Consider the following 24,201-nt stretch of genomic DNA (forward strand, 5'->3'; position numbering starts at 1 on the left):
TTACAATTGGTTTAATTTATGTAACAAGTTTACTAACTAAATACCATTTCAAGGACTATTTTCCACCAAAATCTATGCAATCGTTGCCGGTATCGTTTGCAATTTTGAGTGGACTAAAATTTGATATTATCAAAAAAAAACCATAACATTATATTTAGCCCAAAAATTATGAGATTCAAACCGTCGACTATTAAAGATATTGCGCTTGCACTTAATTTATCCACCTCCACGGTATCAAGAGCTATGCGTGATAGTTATGAAATTAGTGCTGAAACGAAAAAATTAGTTTTAGATTATGCTAAAAAAATCAACTATACGGCCAATCCTATCGCGAGAAGCTTAAAGGAGAGAAGAAGCTATTCGATTGGAATCATCGTCAGTGAGATCGCTAATAATTTTTATTCGCAGGTGATCAATGGGGTGGAATCTGTGGCCCATAACAAAAACTACCAAGTGGTGATATCACAAACACATGAGTCTGCTGAAAGAGAAAAAATGAATGTAGAATACCTGTCTTCGCGATCTGTTGATGGTTTATTGATTTCTTTATCTTCTGAAACCAATGATATTGAATACCTCAAAACCCTGCACAAGCAAGGCTATCCGATTGTTTTCTTTGACAGAATACCCGAAGATTTTGATACATTCAAGGTGACTTCAAATAATTTTAAAGGGGCTTTTGATGCAACAGAACATTTAATTTTAAATGGACACAGCAAAATAGCACACTTGACTAATAGTAAATCTTTATCCATCACAAAAGAAAGACTGGCGGGATACCAAGCAGCGCTAAAAAAGCACCATATCCGCTATGATGAAAATCTAGTGAAGTTTTCGGAGTACGGTGGTATGCATATGCAAGAAATTGATGAAGCTATTGATGCTCTATTTGAACAAAAATTTGATGCAATATTTATTTCTGGAGATAAATTGTCAACTGGTTATTTGATGTATTCAAAAAAGAAATATCCAAAATTGATAAGCAAAATAGCAATTGCTGGATTTACAAACTCCAATGTGGTCAGTATTTTCTCTCCCTCGCTAACGGTTGTCCGGCAGCCTGCATTTGAAATGGGAAAAGTAGCAACGGATCTCCTTATTCAGATGATAGAAGCAAAAAGACCTATTACCGAATATGAAACTATTACATTAGAAACAGAGCTCATCGACGAAAAAGACTTGAAAATTTAAATTGGACTTGTATCAAAACAGAGATTCAATTTTTAATCTCCTTAATCTGATAACAAGAAAAGCTTAATAAAAAACCGCAAGTACTTTCGTACTTACGGCCTACATATTAAATAAACATTGAAACTATTTACATTTGTGAAGCAAGATGCTTTTATAAAGCTCGTTGCTTTTCTTCATTATCGGTATTCTTTTTCTTTGCCGCATTTTTCAAATTCCCAAATTTGTAAGAATAGGTCAAACGAGCCACTCGACGATCTTGATTTTGTCGGATCTTCGTGTTAAAAGATGAAAAATTGGTTGATAGATTTTGATTGCTTGTATTGAAGATATCTGATACAGCTAGCTTAAGCGAGCTTCTTTTATCTTTAAAGTTTTTAGTAAGACCGATCTGTGCATCCCAACGGCTCTCCAATTTATAAATATTGTATGTGAAAGGAGAGAAATAACGTAGGTTCATTTCTGCAGATAATGAAGGTGACAGCTTAAATGTGCTCATCGAATTGACCTGAAATAGAAAACTCGTACTATTTACTATATCTCCTGCGATGGCTCCATCAAAATTCATATATACTGCGGTGATATTATTATAAGAAGACCAGAATTTTGTCACCTGTACCGGCATGCTTAAATTTAAAAAAGCCGAATTGTTTTTCCCTAGATTTTCACGTGTCACCCAAGTCGTTTTTTTAACAGAATCTTGTCCCATACTTTCCACGATTGCATCTGTCTGCGCATTGTAGCCTAAGGAAATCGTGTATTTTTTATAAAGCGTATAGTTCAAATTTAACTCATTTGCATATTGCGGATTCAAATAAGGGTTACCACGTTCTGAAGTATACTTATCAATAAAATAATCAAAGGGATTGAGCTGGCGGTAATTTGGTCTTGTTACTTTTCTCGAATAACCCAAAGAAAATATATGATTTTCATGGGCATCATAACTCAAATTTGCCGATGGGAATAAATCAAAATAATTTCGTTTTACCTGTTTGCTTTCTGTAAGCGAGTGACCATCTGATAAGGTATACTCTCCACGTAATCCCGCTTTAATTCCCCATTTTCCTATTTGATTGTCATAATCAACATAACCTGCCGCAATTTGCTCTTTATAGATGAAATGATTTGATCTGTTGACAATATTGGTCCACTTGTCATCTAATTGTTCTTCAAACAAGAGGTTATTATCTGACTTCACATTTGAATATTTTACCCCTGTCTCCAGATTGGAAGTTTTACTTAAGGGTTGATTGTAATCCAGTTTTGCAACATAGATATCAATTCCTATTGGCATCTCACTTCTTAAGATCTCTGGATCATGTATCAATTGATTGTTTTTGTCAAACAATCTATTATCATAATCAGCCTTTTTGCTATTTTTAAATTGGCTCCAATCCAAATCCAAGATCAATTTTTTACCCGTTGAATCAATCTTAAACTCGTTATTGAAATTGAATGAATAACGGTTAAAGCCTTCTTTAAACTGGGTCATGGAAATCAATGTAGAATCGATTGTGGTCAATGGTCCTATCAAAGATTTGCTATCATTGTCATTGAGCTCGACATTATTACTTCCATTAAATTGCAAAGACATTACATTACGATCCGAGGTTTTCTGTTCAACTCCAAATTTGTAGGTATGTGTCCTATCTTTGATATGCAGATTTGATTGTTGATCAAATAATGTTTCCATTCCATTGTTGGAAATGATGCGCTCTATATTAAGTCGATTGATATATTTATCGTCACTGTAAGAGTAAGATCCAAAGTAAGTCGTATTATTCTTTTTGTAGTTGAGTGACAAAGCTGAATTACCTCTAAATTTTTCACCTAATCCAGCAGTTGCAGAAAAGTTTCCATTAAAACCTTCCATTCGATTTTTCTTCATCACAATATTGATCGTTCCGACAGCTCCCTCCGCGTCATCTTTGGCACTACGTGATTTAATAACTTCAACAGACTTAATCTGGTTTCCATCTGTACTTTTTAGTAGGGTCGTCAGCTGCTCTCCTGTCATATACGTTTGGCGGCCATCGATGGTAACTTTTACTCCAGATTGTCCCATGAGCTGTAAGTTATTGTCATTATCCAAACTAACCCCAGGTGCGCGCTGCACAATATCTAAACCATTATTTCCTGCGGCCAATGGTGAATTTTCAACATTTAAGATTAGCTTTCCTTGTTTATTTTCTACAAGAGGTTTCTTTCCTTCTACGGTTACTTCAGACAAGGTATTGCTGCTCGGTATAATCTGCAGATCGGGTATTTGCTGTGCTGTTTTATTAAAATTAATAATAGCGGAGCGTTTCACTTCATAACCAATCATTCTAGCTTCTACATAATATGATCCCGCTGCAACATTTTCGAAAGAATATTGTCCGTCCTCTTTGGTAATGGCTGTTTTTAAAATAATATGATTAGTACTGTGGATCAAATAAGCTGTAACAGCACTCATTTGTTCATTTTTTTCATTCACCACCTTACCGGTTATGCCCACCGCTGCCCATAGCAGTTGTGCACTGATGGCAAATAAGATTGTTAGTAATAGTTTAGTTTTCATTGAGTATAGGTTGTTCTATCCGAAATAGAAATGTTGAGTAGTTAGTATAAGTTTTGTATAGAATGTTACAATAAGATTGATTTATTTAAAAAAAAGGGCTTTAAGCGTGTTAAAGCCCTTTTTTTGTTAGATTTAATGATGCCTTTCATGAAAAGGGCTTTCGGAATGAAGGTCTTTGATGTTCTTTTATGAACAGCGTTATTTTTTCTTCCCTTTTGTTTCTACGACAACAGTGCCCGGTGAAATGCTGATGATCGTATCGCGTCTTTCGATCACTGTATCTACCACTCCGTTTTCCTCTGTATCGTGTTCTGTTTCAGCAATTTCTGGAAGAGCGCATTTCAAACCTAAATTTGTCATCACCCATTCTGTTTCTTTGATGTCCTCATTGCTGTAACGATCCAAGCATTCGTAATATGAGATATCAGCATAGTTATGGCTCAAATCTCTATTTAATAATACTTTTGCTCCAACTGGAAGATAAATCGTAACATTGACCTTTTGATCTCTATATAATTCATTTTCTGCCAATCTAAAGTGACTATCGAAAATAATGCTCGTACTATCCTGAACGGCTTTGTAATTAATGGCCGATGCTCTTTTCGTTGCTAAATTGTAATTAGCCCCCTTAGCAGAATATTCGTATTTGATATAGGGCATCTGAGCAGAGTCGATCCGTTCAAAACGAATTCGGATATCATCCTGTAAATATTCAGATAAGTTCGTTCCCCTTATTTTTAGATTTGTGCGGGCATCGTCACCATTTATTTTGATCACTCGCACGTCACGTTCTTGAATACGGTAAATAGATCTTAATGCTAATGGTTTTTCTTCGACAATCTTACTTTCCTCTTTGAAATCTTTAGCGACCGATCCAGAATAGTAAATGATACCTCCCAAAGAAATCATCCACACTAAAAATAATGAGGTAGTGAGGTAATTATTCATCGGTCTGCGATCAAACAATAACCGAATGATCAGATAAAATAATCCCGCAAATGGAATCCCGATAGCTAAAAATGCAGCTGTCAGTGCCCAAGGAGCTTGCGTTGGGTCGATCAGGTTTAGGGGTTCAATAATACCTCGATCGGTCACACCTGCGATTCCCAAGCTAAAAAAGATAAGTGCAATAAGCAATGATATTAAGCTTAAACCTATTGAAAAGGCAACAATCAAACCGATTACTTTAGCAAAAATCTTGACAATCTCTCCAAATGCCGTTCCCGCAGATTCAACACCTCTATGGAATGTACTTCCAGCACCCGAAAAATTATCCTTGAGACCACTCAACTCTTCCTCAAAACTTCTTTTAAAATTTTGAATATTGGGTGATTCGCCACGCATTTCCATACGATCTGCTCTGGTAATTGCAATTGGCATAACGATCCACAAAATGATATAGACCAAAAATCCGGAACCAAACACCACGACGAATAAAACAAATAAAAGCCTAACCCAACGTGCCTCTATGCCAAAGTAATGGCCCAGTCCACTACATACACCACTGATCACTTTATCTTCAGGGTCTCGCATCAGCTTTTTGCCAGTTCTAAAGTTAGCATAAGCATTGTTCGTCTGCTGATCGTTATATTGTTGATCTGTGTCATTGATTTCAAAATCGCTAACACTTCCCATCTGTGCAATTACGGCATTTACATCTTCCATATTCAGTACTTCTTTGATGCCGGTCTGAATCTTCTCTGTAAACATTTCTGCAATACGATTTTCGATATCCTCCAAAATCTCTTTGCTATCTTCTGAACTTCCGAAATGTTTTTTAATATCAATCATATAATTGCGCAACACATCATATGCGTCCTCTTCTATATGAAAAACGATACTATTTATATTGATAATTATAGTCTTGTTCATGGTATGTATAGGTTATATTGATTTGTCAATTTTATTAATTCGATCTGCTAGGGACGTCTCCACCGCAAAAACCAGTTCTTTCCAAGTGACATCTAAAATGTCTAGAACTTGAAGTCCTTCATTGGTGATTTCATAATACTTACGAGGAGGACCAGAAGTGGACTCTTTCCATATGTAACTCAGCAAACCGTTATTCTTAAGTCTTGTCAATAGCGGATATAATGTTCCCTCTACAACCAAGAGCTGTGCTTTCTTCAGTTCGCTGATGATATCCGATGCATATATTTCCCCTCGGGAAATAATAGAAAGAATACAATATTCAAGTATCCCTTTGCGCATCTGTATTTGTGTATTTTCAGCTATCATAACAATACAAAGATATATGTTTTATTATGTACTATGCAATACATAGTACTATATAAATGTCAATATTTTTCTTAAACATCTGTAAATCAGGTTAATAATTTCACTATGTGTTTCATAACATTATTTCACTTTTCTTGTATTTATGATTATTTTAGCACGAAAATTGATTATAAGGTGAGCATGATTAGATTATTATTAGATTATAAATGGGTAATGCTTTGGGCAGTAATAGTAATCTTACTTTGCTGTATGCCGGGACAGAATTTTGAAAAAGTACCGTCTTATCCCGGAATGGACAAACTTGTTCACGCGGGTATGTTCTTCGTTTTCTGCACTTTGATTTACAATGGTGTACTAGTACAATTCAAAGGCCGCCCCACAAAATGGGTCCCGGTATTGGTGGTTAGTATTTTAGGTCTTCTTTTCGCTTTGTTGACAGAAGCATTGCAACTTTATATATTTACCTACAGATCTGGCGACTGGTGGGATCTTTTTGCAGATAGTGTAGGAATAGGTATGGCGGGATTCGCGTACTTGCTTTTTTATGTACGGAGAAAATAAAATTTAGTACACTAGGATTTGGCAGGAGCCACATCTCAACACTAAGCCCGCGCTAAAGTTAATACCGATAGGATACAGCCTGCCGCAACAAGTTGTTCTGCGGCAGCCGTTAATGTGGCTCCGGTGGTCAAAACATCGTCCACCAATAACACATGTTTCCCTCTTAGGCGATCTTGATCGGGACACATAAAGACATTCAAAACATTGTCGTATCGCTCCAGTCTAGATTTTTTAGTTTGGCTGATGTTATCTTTTTCACGAATCAATCCATGTTCTAAAATTGGTTTTGACAACCCCATTCCAATACCTTTTGCCAGATAAAAAGATTGATTATACCCCCTTTTATTTAGCTTGTTTTTGTGTAAGGGAATTGGAATAATAACATCAACATCTGTAAATACATCACTTTTAGCTAATGTTTCACCATACTGCTTACCCAGAAAATAAGCCAATTGGGGTTGATTTGCATATTTAATTTGATACAAAATCCGTTCTACGCGCGACTTTCTTCGCAACAAAAACATAGCAGCAGCATGTTCAAATGGAAATTTACCCCAGAGCTGACGTGCTACCTGATTATTGGAGTCTAGATGGAAATTTGTAATGGGCAAATGAAATAAACAAGATGTGCAGATATATTTTTCTTGACTAACCAAAATATGGCCACAACCAGCGCAGATCTTAGGAAAAAATAGGGCTGAAAAATCTGATAAGTAGTGGAGTAACCGGTTCTTCATATCGACTGTACCTATACCAACTTGATTAATTTTGTTTTATTTACGATCAAAATAGTAAATAAAACAAAATTAATCAAAAGAATCTATGTTATAGGATATTAGAAATTGCTTTCCAACTTGCGTTAATTCCTCCCAAACGAAATGCTGAAAAGAAATATAGATCGTCTATGATGATGATTTGATTAAGCTTCTTGAGCTTCTTTATCTTTAATTGCTAACTGTCCACACGCAGCATCGATATCTTTTCCGCGGCTTCTACGAACATTGGTAATAATTCCTTGATTCTTTAAATAATTAGCAAATACTTCAATTTTATCAGCGTCGGCATTTACAAAACTAGCGAGTGAAATTGGGTTGTATTCAATGATATTGACCTTACAAGGTACATTTTTACAAAATCTCGCTAATTCTTTCGCATCTTCCAGATCATCATTGAAATTATCAAAAACAATATATTCGAATGTTATCGGGCTTTTTGTTTTTGCATAAAAATATTTCAGTGCATCTGCTAAAGCCTCTAAGGTATTTTGTTCGTTGATCGGCATAATCTCGTTACGCTTTTTATCATTAGCCGCATGTAAAGAAAGGGCTAAGTTAAAACGTACTTGGTCATCACCCAGCTTCTTGATCATCTTGGCAATACCTGCTGTGGATACTGTAATACGTTTCGCGGCCATATTAAGACCATCGGGAGAAGTGATACGTTCGACCGATTTCATCATATTCGCATAATTCAAAAGCGGCTCTCCCATGCCCATATAGACAATGTTCGTCAATGGTTGTTGGTACTTTTCTTCTGCTTGTCTAGCGATTAAAACAACTTGATCATAGATTTCGTCTGCATTGAGATTACGTTTACGATCCATGTATCCCGTGGCACAAAACTTACAAGTCAAGCTACAGCCTACTTGTGAACTCACACATGCTGTCATACGTTCTGGCGCAGGAATCAAAACTCCCTCAATAACGTTGCCATCATACAGTGCAAAACTGCTTTTGATAGTACGATCAGAACTAATCTGCGATTGTTTGACTGTAACAGCACGAATAACAAAATTTTCTTTCAGCTTTTCTCGCAAAGGTTTGCTGAGGTTGCTCATCAAATCAAAATCCACACAAGATTTTGCCCAAATCCATTCGTAAATTTGTTTTGCACGGAAACCCTGCTCACCCATTTCAGTAAGCTTCTCTTTAATCTGATCTATCGACAGACTACGAATATCAATTATTTTACTTTTATCAGTCACACGACAAAGGTAAGGTTATTTCTATAAAAATCTTATTTTTATAATGTCATAAAAAGCCGAACTATCTGAATCATAAATTATTACTCTTGTCGATGTTGCTGCAATTTAGTTTACGCATCGGTCGTTCATTTCTTTTGTCCTTGAGATAGATACCAAAGAAGATACCTTAACTAAATGAAAAACAAGTTTATAATTCTTTAAAATACAAGATTAGTTTAAAATGCATCCAAACTTTTCCTAGTTTTGAAATGTGAATCGAGCAACATGTATTCCATGATAAACAAAAAACGATCATAACGCTCCAGATGGAAATTAAACATTTAGAACAACAGCATTATAATGATGTTGCACGCATCTATCAACAGGCAATCGATGCAGGAAACATTACTTTAGCTACAAAAACAAGCCCTTGGGAATCGTGGGATTATGACCATTTAAAAAACATGCGATTTGTTGCTCTGGAAGACAACACTGTTATTGGTTGGGTTGCTTTATCTCCTGTTTTACAACGAACGGGCTACCATGGAGTCACTGAACTCAGCATCTACATTGATGAAAATCATCATGGAAAAGGAATCGGTAAGATTTTGATGCAACATATCATCGCTAGTTCCGAACAGGCCGGTATATGGACAATCATGTCATTTATTTTTCCAGAAAATGAGAAAAGTATTGCATTGCACAAGAAGTTCGGTTTTAGTGTCTTGGGTACCCAACATAAATCGGCACAACTGAAAGGCGTCTGGATGGACAATTGTATTTTAGAACGTAGATCAACGATCATATTATAGTAAAAGCCCCATTTTCAATAAATTGAAAATGGGGCTTTTACGTTATCGTAATATTTATCCGTGGATCGCTTCCTTGGTACCGTATGATTGTATGAGTTTGCCTTCAAAATCCAGCCATTCTTTCCAACGTTTGTCCACATCTACATCGGTAGAAAATTGACGCGCAAAATTCAGAAAGGTAGTATAGTGATTGGCTTCTGAAACCATTAGATCATGATAAAATTTGGCTAACTCTTCATCTTTTATATGTTGAGACAAGACTCGAAAACGTTCGCAACTTCTAGCCTCAATCATAGCAGCAAATAGTAAGCGATCGATAAAGGCCATATTACGAGAACCATCTTTTTTATTGAATTTCATCAACTGGCCTACATAATCATCTTTACGTTCTTTGCCCAGGGTATAACCTCTTGCTTTAATGATATCAATGACCATTTGGAAATGTTGCATTTCCTCAATAGCAATTGCCGTCAATTCGTGCACCAATTCTTCATGTTCCGAATTGTACATAATTAGAGAAATAGCATTTGAAGCAGCCTTCTGTTCACACCAAGCGTGATCGGTCAGAATTTCTTCTAAATTTCCTTCCGCAATATTAGCCCATCTTGGATCCGTTAACAATTTCAATCCTAACATATTGTCCCCTCTATTTAAAAAAAACAAAGTTAATCATATCTCAGCGATATAAAAATGTTCCTGTAAAGTTTTGCACTCTCCCTATTCTCCTTTTTTAAGTGCTGCTCTTACCTGTGGAGCAATCTTAGTTCCAAATACCTCAATCGCTTTCATCATTTGAAGATGACTTGGTGCCCCTACATCCATATGTGCAGAAAAACGGGTCAGTCCTAGAGACTCCTGAATTTTCAAGATTTTATCTGTGGCATAATCTGCATCACCGATGATCAGATGCCCGTGTGAAGACCGACCAAAGTCATATTGCGTACGTTGATATGGAGGCCATCCGCGATCACCACCGATGCGATTCATCTGTGCAGAGTAAATTGGATAATAAGCATCTGCTACCTGCTGTGAATCGTCTCCAAAAAGAGCGTGCATATGCACACCTACCTGAAAATTATCCATATCATGGCCATTGTCCGCATATGCTTGTTGATACATCTCTACCAAAGGCTTGAAAGCCTCGTATGTACCGCCAATAATAGCAAACATGACAGGCAAACCTAATTTACCAGCACGAATCACAGACGATGTAGTACCTCCTATGGCAATCCAGATCGGTAATTTTGGTTGCACCGGACGCGGATATATCTGTTGATTCACTAAGGTAGGTCGAAATTTACCTGTCCAGTTGATGGTTTCATGACTATTCAATTTAATCAGTAAATCTAGTTTTTCCTCAAACAAAGCACCATAATCATTCAAATTATAGCCAAATAATGGAAAGGACTCAATGAATGATCCTCTGCCTGCCATAAGCTCAGCACGACCATTGGACAACACATCTACTGTAGCAAAATCTTGGTAGAGCTTTACTGGATCTGCCGAACTTAATACAGAAACAGCACTTCCCAATTTTATATTTTTAGTAACAGATGCAGCAGCGGCTAAGATAATTTCAGGAGCAGAAACAGCATAATCCGGACGGTGATGTTCCCCCATTCCAAAAAAATCAAGCCCGACTTCATCCATCAGTTTTATTTGTTCAATAATTTGATGTAATTTTTCTTGTGAAGATTGTATTTGTCCAGTTTTGGGATCAATATGCAAATCGCCAAACATTCCTATTCCTAATTCCATATTTTTCTATTTTTTTAAGATTAAACAAACATATCAATTATACTTCTTTAAAAAATTGACCTACAACAAGAAAATTAGATTTATTTTTTCTTGACTTGACATCTCCCTCCTATATCACACGTTCCATAGCATAGACAAGACCATCACTTCAACAACACACAGGAATGAGACTAAATTGAGCCGAGGGCCATACAACACATCGTAAACCAATGAACTATATTGTGTAGCTGTAGACATGGATGATCTTTTCACAGGGAGTAGCATGAAGCTCAATCAGGTGATTATTAAATCTGCCCCCATAATATCATTATTTCGATGCAAAATATTTCACTGTTGCCTTCACGAGCTCCAGTGCATTTCCATTAAAATGATGATTCCCTTTTAAAAAGATGGCTTGAAGATTTGCCAAACGGATATTTTTAATCGGGAAGTCACTTTCATCTTCACCTAATACGATCGCTGTTTTTATACCAATCATCTTATTGATTTCGGCAACCACATCCATGCTTCGTTTGATATTACTCCGACCGAGTAAATCTGATACGTGAATTTCCAGATCAGTAGAAGTTGATGGTTCAATAAGCGCAACAGCCTGTAATCTTTTTTTCCAATCTGCTGTCAATTTGTTAACAACAAATGGGATCACATCTGCACCAAAAGAATATCCAACAAAATATACATGTTGATTTTTTCTTCCATCCAACAATTGCTCAACACTCTTTGTCAGTTGCTTTGCGATCTGATCGGCAGATTTTTTATCCCAGAAAAAGCTTTTAGAATTTACTGCCCCGACAGTATATCCCTCTTTTCCCAAAAGTTCACAATAGCTCGAAGAAAAACTGTTAAAACCTCCGTCTCCGCTTAGAAAAAGTATCACTGGGTTATTGGGATTATTATTCCAAATTTTGAGCGACGATTCTTTCTGCTGGCCCATTACTGTTATTTTTATCAAAAACAAGAGTATCAATAATCCTAATTTTGTGCGTATCATCTGCATTCTATTCATGATCAGGCCTCATTACTTTAGACAAAGCTTGCGGCAGTTGTAACAAGTCAAAATCATTGCCAAAAATTAAGTACTTGTTTTCCCAGATCGTCGCATACTTCTCTTTAAAATCTCTCAAGCTCTGATAATGTTTAAAAGACCCCACTTTATCCGCAGCAAACTTCATGATCTGCTCTGCTGGATTATCTGGAGATTCAATGCCACTCATGGGTACCATACCCAAATTGATATATTTACTCCTTTTTTTTCGGGCATAGCTGACCAATTCAACAATCATAGCATCCATACATCCGCCTGGTGCTGTTTCCACTTTCCTAATGAGGTCATACGTACATTCCCCTTCGGTAAAATCAGGAATAATATTTAAAAATGAGACGACTTTAGCCTGATCGTCCTGTACGACGATCACATCTTGTTCAGCAATTGCTACAGCATCAAACTGCCCTTGTGAAAAAATCATCTCTTTCTTATCAAATACGGTCAACCACTCATCAGATACTGTTTTTAATTCCGCAATAAACTGATCATCATGAGGCGCTAAAACTAAACGAGTTTTATATCCTTTTTTTTCTAAACTATTTAAGGCATTTCGAAGTGATTTGCGGCTTTTACCTTCCAAGGAAAACAGTGATACATCCATCAATGCCTCCTGTCCGATAACTATTTTTCTTTTCCGAAGCATATTAAAATAGGACAGGCTATTTTCATCTACGCGGTAATAAACAGATTTTAATCCCAAGGAAGCACAATACCGTTCAAATTCGGCAATGACATCATCTTTATCATCATAAGCACAGACGGGTTCATCTAAAACAATTGCAAAAGCTTGACTGATCCGATAGGCAACAAAGCCATCGGTTATTTTAGAAAAATAGAGTTGCTTATCTGCCGCAATTTTAAAATAATCCATAGGTGAACCGCCAAACTGCTTGAGTAATCCCTTTGCTCTATCCAAGTCCTGTTGTTCATTATCCTCTTCTTTAATTATTCGAGGACATAAAAACGTATAAATTAACAGCATCCAAGAAAAGAGTCCTAAAAAATGGGTGATATTCAAAAACTCTCGTCCAAATGTGGTTCGTGGGATCAACTCATCATTAAATAACAAAAAGCTTTGCATCGTATAATAAAGCGATTGCTGCCAAGTAAAATCAACACCAAAATGTTTTTTATCAATCACATAAAAACAAACAAAACCAAATAAACAGACACCGGCTAATGCAATGAAAAACGTTGCAAAACCAATTTGCATCCAATTTTTATTAATCTTGATCCGATATTGCTTTCGATTGGAAATCAATAAAATGATAATAAATAAAGATACCAGTGCTTCTTCATAATCTAGTGCTTTACCAATATGACCCAACAACGATAAAAATGAAAAGATAAGAGCAATCCAGTAAGCGGACCGATATCCCTTAATGAGGTATGCCGCACTCACCATAAGACCTAATCCTAAAACCAAAACCATCAACTTCGATGCATGCATCGCTTCGATGGGTAAATAATACTTTTCCAGTCGCATGCGCTCAACCAAAGGTGGTGTAGCTACTGAAATCAAATTGATAATACCCAAGAAGAAAATAGCGATGGCTGGTAAAATACGGGCTATAATTTGTCGCCCTCTCCAGATAAAGGAGATAACACCAAAAAGCAAAGGCAACCAAAATTCAAAGGAACGATATATGATCGTAATACTCAAGCCTTGCTCTTTGCTATAACCATACGACGTTAGGATGTACAGCATGGTAAACTCTACGGCACCAAGTCCCCTCAAAAAAGGAGATACCATCATCAATACGACTGTGATGGTATAGGCTACGGCGGCCGCTTCAAAAGATACATGAGTTTGTAATGCGTGCATACTGATAAATGCGTGAGCAATACCACATAACTCAATAGCAATGGAGATCCCAATAGTCATCCACAAATATCCCTTATGAATATGAGCAGAAAACAGCTCATGCATGTTAACAATCAGTTTCGGAAATTTTATTTCCAACCAGCGGTATAGGCCATTTTTAACTCTGATCGACCAAAAGAATATAAAAGAAAAGCCGAGCAAAATACCCAGTACAACTAATGAAATCCAAGCATTATCAAAACTTTTATGATCAAAAATAGTATACAGAATAATGGGTACACCTATGATAAAAACGGTCAGTAAACCCACATAGCCATATATTGCTCCTGCTTGATGAATTTTTGTTGCATTGAGCTGTTTCTTTCTTAATTGTGAGGTGGTATACGCCAAAGAGCTCACACCGCCAGCGGGAAGAAAAACGCTCAAAAGATTTCTTTTTAAAAACAACTCAATGGCATCCCATAGATTCAATTTTAAACCAATTGATCGAAAGCTAAAGATGTACATGACACCTTGTAGTAATATGTACATGATGGTTATCACCAACCCGACCAACAACCAATTGAAGTCTGCTGCTGCCAACTGCGGACCGATAGATGCAATTTCTTTACGTTCGCTTCTGAAAAATACAAAAGCCAACAAGACAATAAAAACAGCCAATAACTCTTTCCAATAGGTCTTAGGAGATAGTTTTTGGATTCCGCTTAGCAATAATTTCTTCATATCTGTACTGACAAAGTTAGCTCCACTAAATATAAAAAGTATTTACTCACATTAAATAAACAAATTGTAATCCTTGTTTTAAAACAAGATACATTTATTTATGGACCGCAAATAATGCCTTGATATAAATGGAAATGAATTGATATATGATCGATCTATCACTCTGCAATCCCAATTTGGTCATACTTATTTTTTTAATCATTCTTGATTCTTAGCATGTACGATTTGATCATCAGACCTACGCGATGAATCCCTAGCACAATTATCTTCATTTGAAAAACAAGCATTTGAAAAAATAATGAATATGGTCTAACGCTTTTTGTGTAAATTTCCGTCGATGGAAAAACAAGAAATACTTTTTATCGGTCTAGTATGGCCAGAACCCAGCTCATCTGCTGCAGGATTTCGCATCATACAATTGCTAAAAAGCTTTCAGAATAATGATAATACAATCACCTTTGCTAGTGCTGCGTCTAAATCACCATACAGCGCAGATTTAAGTGCAATGGGTATCCATGAAGTTGAAATAAAGCTCAATGATGCGAGTTTCAATGAATTTGTTCAAGCGCTCAATCCTAATATTGTTGTTTTCGACCGCTTTATGACCGAGGAGCAATATAGTTGGCGAGTCGCTCAAGTGTGTCCCGATGCTGTACGCATATTGGATACAGAAGATTTACACTTCTTAAGGCACGCTCGCCAAACCAATACCAAGAGTGGAGAGCAATTTGACCAAGCCTTACTCTATTCAGATATTGCCAAACGCGAGATCGCAGCAATCCTACGTTCAGATATATCCATCATTATTTCTGAACTTGAGATGCAGTTATTGACCAATCAATTTGCCATCAACCCATCGATTCTTTATTATTTGCCATTTTTAGAGGAAGAGATTGATGAAGCGTGCGTAGCAAGCTGGAAGACATTTGAAAAGCGCGCAGACTTTATGTTTATCGGCAATTTTATTCATGAACCGAATTGGAACACCGTACAGTATTTAAAAACCAAAATTTGGCCGTTACTGAGCAGGCAGCTACCAAAAGTTAACTTAAATATCTATGGTGCTTATCCGAGTCAAAAAGTATTGCAGCTCCATAATCCCAAGGAAAGATTCTTCGTTCATGGAAGAGCTGACCATGCACAGGATACCCTGTCCAATCACCGTGTACTCTTAGCTCCTATTCAATTTGGCGCAGGTGTAAAAGGGAAATTTATAGATGCTATGCAAACGGGTACGCCATCGGTGACTACAAGTATCGGAGCGGAAGCTATGTGTGGTGATTTTCCATGGAATGGTTTTATAGCCAATGAACCTGAGCTATTTGTCGCGAAGGCTATTGAATTATATACCGACAAATCTGCATGGTTAGATGCTCAGCGCCACGGGATAGCAATCATCAACCAGCGCTATGCAAGAGACAAATTTGAAGACGATTTTTTAATGACGATTCGATTTATTAAAGCACAGCTTCAGGCACACCGTCAACAAAATTTTATCGGACAGCTCTTATTACATCATTCAGTATTAAGTACCAAATATCTATCCCTTTGGATTGAAGAAAAAAACAAAAAATAGTCTTATTTTATTTTAGATCTTCCCACCATTTACCATACTGCTTATTCATATTTTTCAGATAGACAATTTCGCCCATTGTAGGCGTTAATACAGGAATCCGTTGCTGCTCTGCATATTGACTGATAAGCTCAAGTGGTTCTTTCCAATCGTGCAACGCTAATGCAAATTTGCCCGAATGCACAGGTAAAAAATGTTTTGCACCTAAATCTTTGACTTCCTTTAAGAGTTCATCGGGCATCGTGTGAATGTAATGCCAAGCTTCATTATATTGACCATTTTCCAATATCGCCAAGTCAAATGGTCCGTATTTATCCCCAATTGTTTTAAAATGCCGACCATAACCACTATCTCCGCCCAAAAACAAATTATAGGCAGCCGTCTGCAATACAAAGGAGGTCCATAGCGTGGTATTGCGTTTGAATTTTCTTCCAGAGAAGTGACGTGCTGGCGTAGAAACAATTTTAAATTCATTACCAAGACGAGTCTCCTCATACCAGTCCAGCTCTGTGATTTTGCTTTCGGAATACCCCCATCGCTCAAAATGCGCTCCAACACCAAGCCCACAAATCACCCGTTCAGTCTGAGGTTCCAGTTCAAGAATGGTTTCATAATCCAAGTGATCGTAATGATCATGACTGATGAGCAGGAGATCTATCGGAGGAAAGTCACCTGCCTGATAAGTGTATGACATATGGAAAGGCTTGTTACTACCTGGTACCGGCGAAGCATTATGCGAAAATACTGGATCTACCAAAATAATCTTACCGTCTATCTGCAACAGATAAGACGAGTGGCCAAACCAGATCATCAGATCATCTGCGGGTAAGTTTTTAAGATCCTGCTTTATGACCGGAAGCGGTACCTGAGGACTTCTGATAGCACGATCTTTAAACAAAAAATCATACATCACTCCCACAAAACTCTGCCCTTCTTTTAATGAAGGAGTATTTTCAAGATTTTGAAATTGTCCATCCCTAAAATTAGACGACTTCTTTACACGCTCCAAACGAGCACCACTGATGTGACCGCCAAACAGAGGCCGCGTTAAATAAACATTACCCATTACAATTAGTATAATTACACTAGTAAGAACTATCTTTAAACCTTTACCGATCTTCATTTCAACCAAACTTAGATAAATTTGTATTATTTACGATTATAATTACTTGATACTTTACAAATTCTTCTTCATTTGGAATTGATGATTATTATCCAATTATTGATCCATTTGCTACTATCCAAAATTATTTCATAACGAATAAAATAACGCAATCTTCGACGGCAGTTTATTCGTTTCTCTCATTCCTATGACAAACCAGCACTGGTGTCTGCTACTGGATGTATTCTGCCTGCAGACAATATTAGACTTACTACAATCAAGAAACCTCACAGCATAGTAGACGGATGACCATACGTTATACTTTAAATTAAATGAGTGGTTTATTTTTTTACAAAAAGCTGACAGTTAAAAAGTGTTAATATGGTGTAAGATATCATTCTTGATACTACTTTTACCGCCAATATGAGAGCGATATATTTACTGGTGCTAATTTTCAATCTTCTCCTTGTACAAGGGGATGGCCAGATATCGACTTCAAGTAACCTACACCGCAATTTAATTACATCAAATTCGTCTGTAAGTGGGTTAAACGCAACAAAAATAAAAGTATCGCATGTTAACAGTATCTTCAGTAAAGCGATCAATGAACGCACTTACGACCTGACAGAAGATGATGTTGAAGATGAAATCGTATTCGAATCCCATTCCATTACAATTTTTAAAAATATTGCCTTACTTAGCTATGCCCTAGCATTAATTTTTATTCTTAAAAATTTAGAAAGTCGCATATCGATTTTTAGAAAGCAACCTTTTACCCCTACAGACAAATACATTGCACAGCGCGTGCTTCGCCTGTGAATCCCTACTCACTTCAGTATCTTAGATCAATCCTAAAATAAACCGCATCAGCGTGTTATATTTTTTGTGCTGTATATCTTATTTTTTGATATTGTGCAACTGAAGTGTCTCCCCCATTCTAGAAATATCAACCAACTTATTTAAATATTATTATTAAAATTTCATTCATGAAAAGAATTAGCACAGGCATGTTCGTGTGTTTGTATGTCTTATTGATCCAAACCAGCTGCTCTCCTAAAAAAGAAGAAAAGATCGAGAACATTGAGTACCAAGTGACGACTCCAATATTATTGGATACCACGATTTCCAAAAACTATGTCTCACAGATCCAGTCGATCCGTAACATCGAAATTCGAGGTTTAGAAAAAGGATATTTGCAACAAATCTATGTAGATGAAGGGCAGACCGTACAGGCAGGTCAGCTTCTGTTCAAGATAATGCCCAAGTTCTATGAAGCCGAATATTTAAAAACACAGGCACAGGTAAAAGCCGAAGAAATAGAGCTAGAAAACACAAAGGCATTGTCCGATAAAAATATTGTATCGAAAAACGAATTGGCGCTAGCACAAGCAAAAGTTGATCAAGCTAAAGCTGAGATGTCACTAGCAAAACTACATGTGACAGCTACGGAGATCCGAGCACCTTTTGCTGGTACAATCAATCGCATTCCTTTAAAATTAGGGAGCCTTGTGGATGAAGGACAACTGCTGACCACCTTATCTGACAATAGTCAAGTATATGCCTATTTCAATGTATCCGAATCGGAGTACTTAGACTATCAAACTCATATTCAAAATAGAGCCAACAACGAAGTAAATTTACTTCTTGCCAATAATGAAGTGCTAAAGTACAAAGGAAAGGTTGAAACAATAGAGAGTGAATTTAACAACGAAACAGGAAGTATTGCCTTTAGAGCACGATTTCCAAATCCAGACAAACTACTTAGAAATGGCGAGACTGGCCGTGTTCAAATGCTTGTCCCATTAAAAAAAGCATTGATCATACCTCAAAAAGCTACTTACGAGATCCAAGATAAAATCTATGTATTTGTCGTAGATAAAAATGGTGTTGTAAAATCTAGAAATATCACCCTCGGGCATGAACTGCCAGATCTATACCTCGTCTCTTCAGGATTGGCAGAGACAGATCGGATCCTCATCGATGGCGTTCAAAAAGTCAAAGACGATGATAAAATCAAAGTCGAATTTGTAGCACCACAGGAGGTGATGTCCCATTTGCAAATACACGCTCAATAGTTCCATCTAAAAAAATCAACGATGTTTAATAAATTTATTCATAGACCAGTCCTGTCCATCGTCATCTCCTTGATCATTGTATTTCTTGGTGTATTATCGATGCTCAAACTGCCCATTACGCAGTTTCCTTCCATTTCACCTCCTAAAGTAAATATTACTGCAGAGTACCCTGGGGCAAATGGTGAGTTGATGGTCAAATCAGTACTTATCCCCCTTGAGCGCGCGATCAATGGCGTACCAGGTATGAAGTACATTACATCAGATGCAGGTAATGATGGCGAAGCTTCTATCCAAGTTATTTTCAACTTAGGAACGGACCCCAATCTCGCTGCGGTCAATGTACAAAATAGAGTTTCTTCTGTGATCAATAAATTACCGCCTTTAGTCGTTCGCGAAGGTGTAAAGATAACGCGTGAAGAGTCCAACATGCTCGTCTACGTCAACTTATTCAGTAAAGACCCGAAAGCCGATCAAAACTTTCTCTTCAACTACGGTGATATCAATATCTTATCCGAGCTGAAACGTATTGACGGTGTTGGTGTTGCCGATATTCTAGGTAACAGAGAATATGCCATGCGTATTTGGTTAAAACCAGATCGTATGCTGGCTTACAAAATATCTGCTGATGAAGTGTTAAAAGCTCTTGATGAACAAAGTTTAGAAGCCTCTCCTGGTAAAACGGGCGAAAGTTCGGGCAAAAGATCACAAGCATTTGAATATGTCCTTAAATATCCAGGTCGATTCAATACCAAAGAGGGTTATGAAAACATCATACTGAAATCAAATCCTAGTGGTGAAGTACTGCGCGTAAAAGATGTAGCAGATGTCGAATTTGGAAGCTCCATGTATGATATCTACTCGACCCTTAACGGCAGACCATCTGCGGCCATCGTGATCAAGCAATCGTACGGCAGTAATGCCAGTGATGTCATTAAAAATATCAAAAGCAAATTGGCGGAGATCAAAGCGACCAGCTTTCCTAAAGGAATGGATTATGAGATCAGTTATGACGTGTCTAAGTTTCTAGATGCGTCGATCGAAAAAGTAATCCATACACTGCTCGAGGCCTTTGTACTGGTGGGTATTGTAGTATTTCTATTTTTAGGCGATTGGCGATCTACCCTGATTCCCGCTATGGCAGTGCCCGTATCATTGATCGGTACGTTTGCTTTTATGTCCGTGTTCGGGATTACACTCAACCTCATCACCCTCTTTGCATTAGTGATGGCCATCGGGGTCGTGGTGGATGACGCCATCGTGGTCATCGAAGCGGTCCATGCCAAGATGGAGGAAAAAAATCTTTCACCTTTAAAAGCGACCGAAGAGGCCATGCATGAGATTAGTGGCGCGATCATCGCCATTACACTGGTCATGGCAGCTGTGTTTATCCCAGTAGCATTTATGTCGGGGCCTGTCGGTATCTTTTACAAGCAGTTTTCCATCACTATGGCAACAGCCATTATTCTATCTGGTGTAGTCGCACTGACCCTTACTCCAGCATTATGCGCCATGATCCTGAAAAATGAGCATGGAAAACCGAAGAAAAAAACATTGCTCAATAAGTTCTTGACAAGCTTTAACAACCTCTTTACTACAGGAGCCAATCGCTATCAAAACTTATTGAGTAAAATCGTCAATAAAAGATTGGTCACCTTTGTGCTTTTAGCAGCCTTCTGTTCCGCCATCTTCTTTTTAAACAACAGCCTGCCATCGGGATTTATTCCCAATGAAGATCAAGGGATGTTTTATGCAATCATCCAAACGCCTCCTGGGTCAACACTAGAGCGGACAAATCAAATTGCAGAGAAACTCCAGTCCATCGCCATGAATATCGATGGTGTAAAGTCTGTATCGTCATTAGCCGGTTATGAAATTCTAACTGAAGGTACCGGAGCTAACACTGGAACCTGCTTGATCAACTTAAAAAGTTGGGAAGATCGCAAAAGCTCCGTTCAGGATGTGATGCACGAGCTAGAAGAAAAGTCAAAAGATATTACTGGTGCCACCATTGAATTTTTTGGGCCTCCGGCAGTTCCCGGATACGGTGCAGCAGGGGGATTTGAATTACGTCTTTTAGATAAAGCAGGATCAGGTGATTTCAAAAAAATGGAGACCGTAAGTAAAGATCTCGTCAAAGAGCTGAGCAAACGCCCAGAGCTAGCATCTGTATTTACCTTTTACAGCGCTAGTTTCCCACAATTTATGTTGCATATCGATAACGAAAAAGCCGAACAAAAAGGAGTTACGATTGACAATGCGATGAGTACTTTATCCACATTGGTAGGAAGTAACTACGAAACCAGTTTTATTAAATATGATCGGCAGTATAAAGTCATGGTACAGGCATTACCGCAATATCGTGCGCAACCAGACGATATACTCAAACTATACGTGAAAAATAATAGGGATGAGATGGTACCATATGCGGCATTTATGACACTGGAAAAAGTATATGGTCTTTCCGAAATCACACGACACAATATGTATAACTCTTCGGAGATAAGTGGCTCTTCGGCTCCAGGATATAGCAGTGGCGAAGCGATTAAAGCGGTTACAGAGGTAGCCAAAGCAACATTGCCGAGAGGGTATGGTATTGAATGGGCAGGTATTTCTAAAGATGAAGTTTCCCGAGGTAATGAAGCCATCTACATCTTTTTGATCTGTTTGACCTTCGTATACATGATATTAGCCGCCCAATATGAAAGCTTTGTATTGCCACTAGCCGTAGTACTTTCGTTGCCTGCAGGTATTTTTGGAGCATTCCTACTGCTCAAAGTATTGGGTCTAGAAAATAATATTTATGCTCAGGTCGCCATGGTTATGCTTATCGGACTGCTCGGGAAGAATGCGGTATTGATTATCGAATTTGCTGTACAAAAACACCATGCCGGCAGTTCTGTACTTGATGCTGCCATTGAAGGTGCAGGTGTACGATTCCGTCCTATCTTGATGACTTCTTTTGCCTTTATTGCGGGTCTAGTACCATTGGCATTTGCAACCGGCCCAGGTGCTATCGGCAACAGGACCATCGGAAGTGCGGCAGCTGGTGGTATGCTAATCGGTACCGTATTTGGATTACTGATTATACCGGGACTGTATTATATTTTTGGAAAGATAGCATCCAGAAGCAAATTGGCAAGTTACGAAAACGAGAATCCTTTATCAGAAGAAATCGATCATCATGAATAATATCAAGATAAAAAAATGGATTGGAATAGGCTTGATCTGCGTTTCAGTAGCAAGCTGCAAGGTGCCTTCCGTTCCCATCATTAAAGAAAACAACATCGTGCCTGTCGCATATAATGACAGCACAACGACAGCTTTAAAAGACAGTACGAATATGGTCGTCACGCCCTGGCGTGATTTCTTCTCCGATCATTATCTCAGCAACTTGATCGATACCGCTTTGAAAAACAATCAAGAGCTCATGATCACCTTGCAGGAGATCGAGATTGCGAAAAGTGAAGTCCGTTTTAAACAAGGTCAGTTATTGCCGACAGTAGGAGCCAAAATTGGCGCCGGAGTTGAAAAAGTAGGACGCTATACCAGTCAAGGTGCTGGCGACGCAAGTACAGATATCGTTCCGGGCAAGAAATTTCCAGATCCACTGATGAATTACGAGGCTGCACTGACAGGTAACTGGGAGATTGATATTTGGGGCAAACTCCATGATCAAAAGAAAGCAGCCATAGCCCGCTATCTCTCCACGATGGAAGGCAAGAATTTTGTCTTGACCAATCTGGTTGCCGAGGTTGCTAACAGTTATTACGAACTATTAGCCTTAGATAACCAACTCGATGTGGTACAAGAAACCATCAAATTGCAACAGAATGCGCTTGAGGTGATCAAAGCACAAAAAGAGGCAGCTCGATCTACGGAATTAGCAGTGCAAAAATTCAAGGCTGAAATGCTCAATTCGCAAAGCTTGGCTTGTGAAATTAAACAGGATATACAAGAAACGGAGAATCGGATCAATCTTTTATTGGGTAGATACGCTCAAACGATTCCACGGGACAAAAGTAGCTTTTTGACCATGGTATCACCTGCAGTTCATAGTGGTATCCCTTCACAGTTATTGGCAAATAGAGCGGATATCAGAAAGGCTGAGCTGGATTTAGCTGCGGCAAAATTAGATGTCAAAGTAGCACGTGCCGAATTTTATCCGTCTTTCAACATATCGGCAACTTTGGGTTTAGAGGCTTTCAAGCCTTCCTATTTTGTGAAGATGCCTGAGTCGATGTTATACTCACTAGCAGGAGAACTTGCTACACCATTAATAAATAAAAATGGTATAAAAGCTGAATTTAGTAAAGCAAGCGCACTCCAGTTGCAAGCGATGTACAACTATCAGCAAACCATATTGAGCGCATATGCCGAGGTGTCAAACAACCTATCGAAGATCAGCAATCTGCAAAAAAGTTATGATCTCAAATCGCAGCAGGTAGAAGCTTTGACCAAGTCAAATGATATCTCCAATGATCTATTCAAGTCTGCTCGAGTTGATTACTTTGAGGTACTCATGACACAGCGGGATGCTTTGGAAGCAAAATTAGAACTGATCAAAACGAAGAGAGATCAGTTGAATACCGTAGCCGTTACCTACCGTGACCTCGGAGGTGGTTGGAAGTAAAGGGGCTTGATTGATTAAAAGGCGCTTACCAGAGGATAAGCGCCTTTTATGGTTATTTGCTACTGTCAACATAATTAAATCTGTAAAAATGTTTGTTGAGTATTCATCGTTTGATGGATGTTGTTATTTATGTTTTCAGAATTCCGGA

18 protein-coding genes are annotated in these 24,201 nt (G+C 37.9%); 8 read left to right on the top strand and 10 right to left on the bottom strand.

Annotated elements, in window-relative coordinates:
• Positions 1-168: 168 nt before the first annotated feature.
• Entirely contained in the window at positions 169-1,191 is a 1,023-nt protein-coding gene (locus tag MUB18_RS03870; protein WP_248755012.1) for a LacI family DNA-binding transcriptional regulator, read from the top strand.
• A 151-nt stretch (positions 1,192-1,342) separates the two neighbouring features.
• On the opposite strand, the gene MUB18_RS03875 is transcribed toward MUB18_RS03870, so the two are convergent.
• The 3 genes from MUB18_RS03875 to MUB18_RS03885 all read right to left on the bottom strand — a co-directional run bounded on the left by MUB18_RS03875 (position 1,343) and on the right by MUB18_RS03885 (position 5,986).
• The gene (locus MUB18_RS03875; protein WP_248755013.1) at positions 1,343-3,748 is read right to left on the bottom strand and encodes a TonB-dependent receptor domain-containing protein; all 2,406 of its coding nucleotides are present in this window, start codon (positions 3,746-3,748) and stop codon (positions 1,343-1,345) included.
• 198 nt (positions 3,749-3,946) lie between these two features.
• On the bottom strand, positions 3,947-5,620 hold the full coding sequence (locus MUB18_RS03880) for a PspC domain-containing protein (RefSeq protein WP_248755014.1): 1,674 nt from the start codon (positions 5,618-5,620) through the stop codon (positions 3,947-3,949).
• A gap of 12 nt (positions 5,621-5,632) precedes the next feature.
• Complete coding sequence (locus MUB18_RS03885) at positions 5,633-5,986, bottom strand: PadR family transcriptional regulator (RefSeq protein ID WP_045754597.1); 354 nt, start codon at positions 5,984-5,986, stop codon at positions 5,633-5,635.
• A 105-nt stretch (positions 5,987-6,091) separates the two neighbouring features.
• Here MUB18_RS03885 and MUB18_RS03890 point away from each other — a divergent pair, with 105 nt between their 5' ends.
• Positions 6,092-6,547: a VanZ family protein gene (locus tag MUB18_RS03890; protein ID WP_262917510.1), complete on the top strand. Its 456-nt coding sequence runs from the start codon at positions 6,092-6,094 to the stop codon at positions 6,545-6,547.
• A gap of 41 nt (positions 6,548-6,588) precedes the next feature.
• On the opposite strand, the gene MUB18_RS03895 is transcribed toward MUB18_RS03890, so the two are convergent.
• Together MUB18_RS03895 and rlmN are read right to left on the bottom strand one after the other, a co-directional pair.
• Entirely contained in the window at positions 6,589-7,284 is a 696-nt protein-coding gene (locus MUB18_RS03895) for a ComF family protein (RefSeq protein ID WP_248755016.1), read from the bottom strand.
• A 182-nt stretch (positions 7,285-7,466) separates the two neighbouring features.
• Positions 7,467-8,531, bottom strand: coding sequence for a 23S rRNA (adenine(2503)-C(2))-methyltransferase RlmN (rlmN, locus tag MUB18_RS03900; RefSeq protein ID WP_045754599.1), 1,065 nt, complete (start codon positions 8,529-8,531; stop codon positions 7,467-7,469).
• A gap of 305 nt (positions 8,532-8,836) precedes the next feature.
• Between rlmN and MUB18_RS03905 the strand changes: the two genes are divergently transcribed.
• Positions 8,837-9,322, top strand: coding sequence for a GNAT family N-acetyltransferase (locus tag MUB18_RS03905; RefSeq protein ID WP_248755017.1), 486 nt, complete (start codon positions 8,837-8,839; stop codon positions 9,320-9,322).
• Positions 9,323-9,376: 54 nt separating this feature from the next.
• Here MUB18_RS03905 and MUB18_RS03910 read toward each other — a convergent pair whose 3' ends face one another.
• From MUB18_RS03910 to MUB18_RS03925, 4 genes are all read right to left on the bottom strand, one after another.
• The gene (locus tag MUB18_RS03910) at positions 9,377-9,958 is read right to left on the bottom strand and encodes a tRNA-(ms[2]io[6]A)-hydroxylase (RefSeq protein WP_045754601.1); all 582 of its coding nucleotides are present in this window, start codon (positions 9,956-9,958) and stop codon (positions 9,377-9,379) included.
• An 81-nt stretch (positions 9,959-10,039) separates the two neighbouring features.
• Positions 10,040-11,080: an LLM class flavin-dependent oxidoreductase gene (locus MUB18_RS03915; protein ID WP_248755018.1), complete on the bottom strand. Its 1,041-nt coding sequence runs from the start codon at positions 11,078-11,080 to the stop codon at positions 10,040-10,042.
• 307 nt (positions 11,081-11,387) lie between these two features.
• Positions 11,388-12,071: a virulence factor gene (locus tag MUB18_RS03920; RefSeq protein WP_248755019.1), complete on the bottom strand. Its 684-nt coding sequence runs from the start codon at positions 12,069-12,071 to the stop codon at positions 11,388-11,390.
• A gap of 7 nt (positions 12,072-12,078) precedes the next feature.
• Positions 12,079-14,673, bottom strand: a complete 2,595-nt coding sequence (locus MUB18_RS03925; protein WP_248755020.1) for a phosphatidylglycerol lysyltransferase domain-containing protein — start codon at positions 14,671-14,673, stop codon at positions 12,079-12,081.
• Between the two features lie 337 nt (positions 14,674-15,010).
• Between MUB18_RS03925 and MUB18_RS03930 the strand changes: the two genes are divergently transcribed.
• A complete protein-coding gene (locus MUB18_RS03930) occupies positions 15,011-16,249 on the top strand; it encodes a glycosyltransferase (RefSeq protein ID WP_248755021.1) in 1,239 nt (412 codons plus the stop codon).
• 7 nt (positions 16,250-16,256) lie between these two features.
• On the opposite strand, the gene MUB18_RS03935 is transcribed toward MUB18_RS03930, so the two are convergent.
• The gene (locus MUB18_RS03935) at positions 16,257-17,312 is read right to left on the bottom strand and encodes an MBL fold metallo-hydrolase (RefSeq protein ID WP_248755022.1); all 1,056 of its coding nucleotides are present in this window, start codon (positions 17,310-17,312) and stop codon (positions 16,257-16,259) included.
• Between the two features lie 459 nt (positions 17,313-17,771).
• On the opposite strand from MUB18_RS03935, the gene MUB18_RS03940 reads away from it, so the two are divergent.
• From MUB18_RS03940 to MUB18_RS03955, 4 genes are all read left to right on the top strand, one after another.
• Entirely contained in the window at positions 17,772-18,167 is a 396-nt protein-coding gene (locus MUB18_RS03940; protein WP_248755023.1) for a hypothetical protein, read from the top strand.
• Positions 18,168-18,334: 167 nt separating this feature from the next.
• Complete coding sequence (locus MUB18_RS03945; protein ID WP_248755024.1) at positions 18,335-19,423, top strand: efflux RND transporter periplasmic adaptor subunit; 1,089 nt, start codon at positions 18,335-18,337, stop codon at positions 19,421-19,423.
• A 21-nt stretch (positions 19,424-19,444) separates the two neighbouring features.
• A complete protein-coding gene (locus tag MUB18_RS03950) occupies positions 19,445-22,612 on the top strand; it encodes an efflux RND transporter permease subunit (protein WP_248755025.1) in 3,168 nt (1,055 codons plus the stop codon).
• On the top strand, positions 22,605-24,053 hold the full coding sequence (locus MUB18_RS03955) for a TolC family protein (RefSeq protein ID WP_248755026.1): 1,449 nt from the start codon (positions 22,605-22,607) through the stop codon (positions 24,051-24,053). The genes MUB18_RS03950 and MUB18_RS03955 overlap by 8 nt, the downstream gene beginning before the upstream one ends.
• Positions 24,054-24,201 lie beyond the last annotated feature (148 nt).

Origin of the sequence: Sphingobacterium sp. PCS056, from assembly GCF_023273895.1 — a bacterium.
Classification (GTDB): Bacteria; Bacteroidota; Bacteroidia; order Sphingobacteriales; family Sphingobacteriaceae; genus Sphingobacterium.

Excerpts from the sequence above, each read along its gene's own strand:
- MUB18_RS03875 (WP_248755013.1), bottom strand. The coding sequence starts at position 3,748 with ATGAAAACTAAACTATTACTAACAATCTTATTTGCCATCAGTGCACAA.
- MUB18_RS03910 (WP_045754601.1), bottom strand. The coding sequence starts at position 9,958 with ATGTTAGGATTGAAATTGTTAACGGATCCAAGATGGGCTAATATTGCG.
- MUB18_RS03920 (WP_248755019.1), bottom strand. The coding sequence starts at position 12,071 with ATGATACGCACAAAATTAGGATTATTGATACTCTTGTTTTTGATAAAA.
- MUB18_RS03950 (WP_248755025.1), top strand. The coding sequence starts at position 19,445 with ATGTTTAATAAATTTATTCATAGACCAGTCCTGTCCATCGTCATCTCC.
- MUB18_RS03945 (WP_248755024.1), top strand. The coding sequence starts at position 18,335 with ATGAAAAGAATTAGCACAGGCATGTTCGTGTGTTTGTATGTCTTATTG.
- MUB18_RS03935 (WP_248755022.1), bottom strand. The coding sequence starts at position 17,312 with ATGGGTAATGTTTATTTAACGCGGCCTCTGTTTGGCGGTCACATCAGT.
- MUB18_RS03895 (WP_248755016.1), bottom strand. The coding sequence starts at position 7,284 with ATGAAGAACCGGTTACTCCACTACTTATCAGATTTTTCAGCCCTATTT.
- MUB18_RS03955 (WP_248755026.1), top strand. The coding sequence starts at position 22,605 with ATGAATAATATCAAGATAAAAAAATGGATTGGAATAGGCTTGATCTGC.
- MUB18_RS03905 (WP_248755017.1), top strand. The coding sequence starts at position 8,837 with ATGGAAATTAAACATTTAGAACAACAGCATTATAATGATGTTGCACGC.
- MUB18_RS03915 (WP_248755018.1), bottom strand. The coding sequence starts at position 11,080 with ATGGAATTAGGAATAGGAATGTTTGGCGATTTGCATATTGATCCCAAA.
- MUB18_RS03930 (WP_248755021.1), top strand. The coding sequence starts at position 15,011 with ATGGAAAAACAAGAAATACTTTTTATCGGTCTAGTATGGCCAGAACCC.
- MUB18_RS03885 (WP_045754597.1), bottom strand. The coding sequence starts at position 5,986 with ATGATAGCTGAAAATACACAAATACAGATGCGCAAAGGGATACTTGAA.
- MUB18_RS03940 (WP_248755023.1), top strand. The coding sequence starts at position 17,772 with ATGAGAGCGATATATTTACTGGTGCTAATTTTCAATCTTCTCCTTGTA.
- MUB18_RS03925 (WP_248755020.1), bottom strand. The coding sequence starts at position 14,673 with ATGAAGAAATTATTGCTAAGCGGAATCCAAAAACTATCTCCTAAGACC.
- MUB18_RS03870 (WP_248755012.1), top strand. The coding sequence starts at position 169 with ATGAGATTCAAACCGTCGACTATTAAAGATATTGCGCTTGCACTTAAT.
- MUB18_RS03880 (WP_248755014.1), bottom strand. The coding sequence starts at position 5,620 with ATGAACAAGACTATAATTATCAATATAAATAGTATCGTTTTTCATATA.
- MUB18_RS03890 (WP_262917510.1), top strand. The coding sequence starts at position 6,092 with ATGTGTTTCATAACATTATTTCACTTTTCTTGTATTTATGATTATTTT.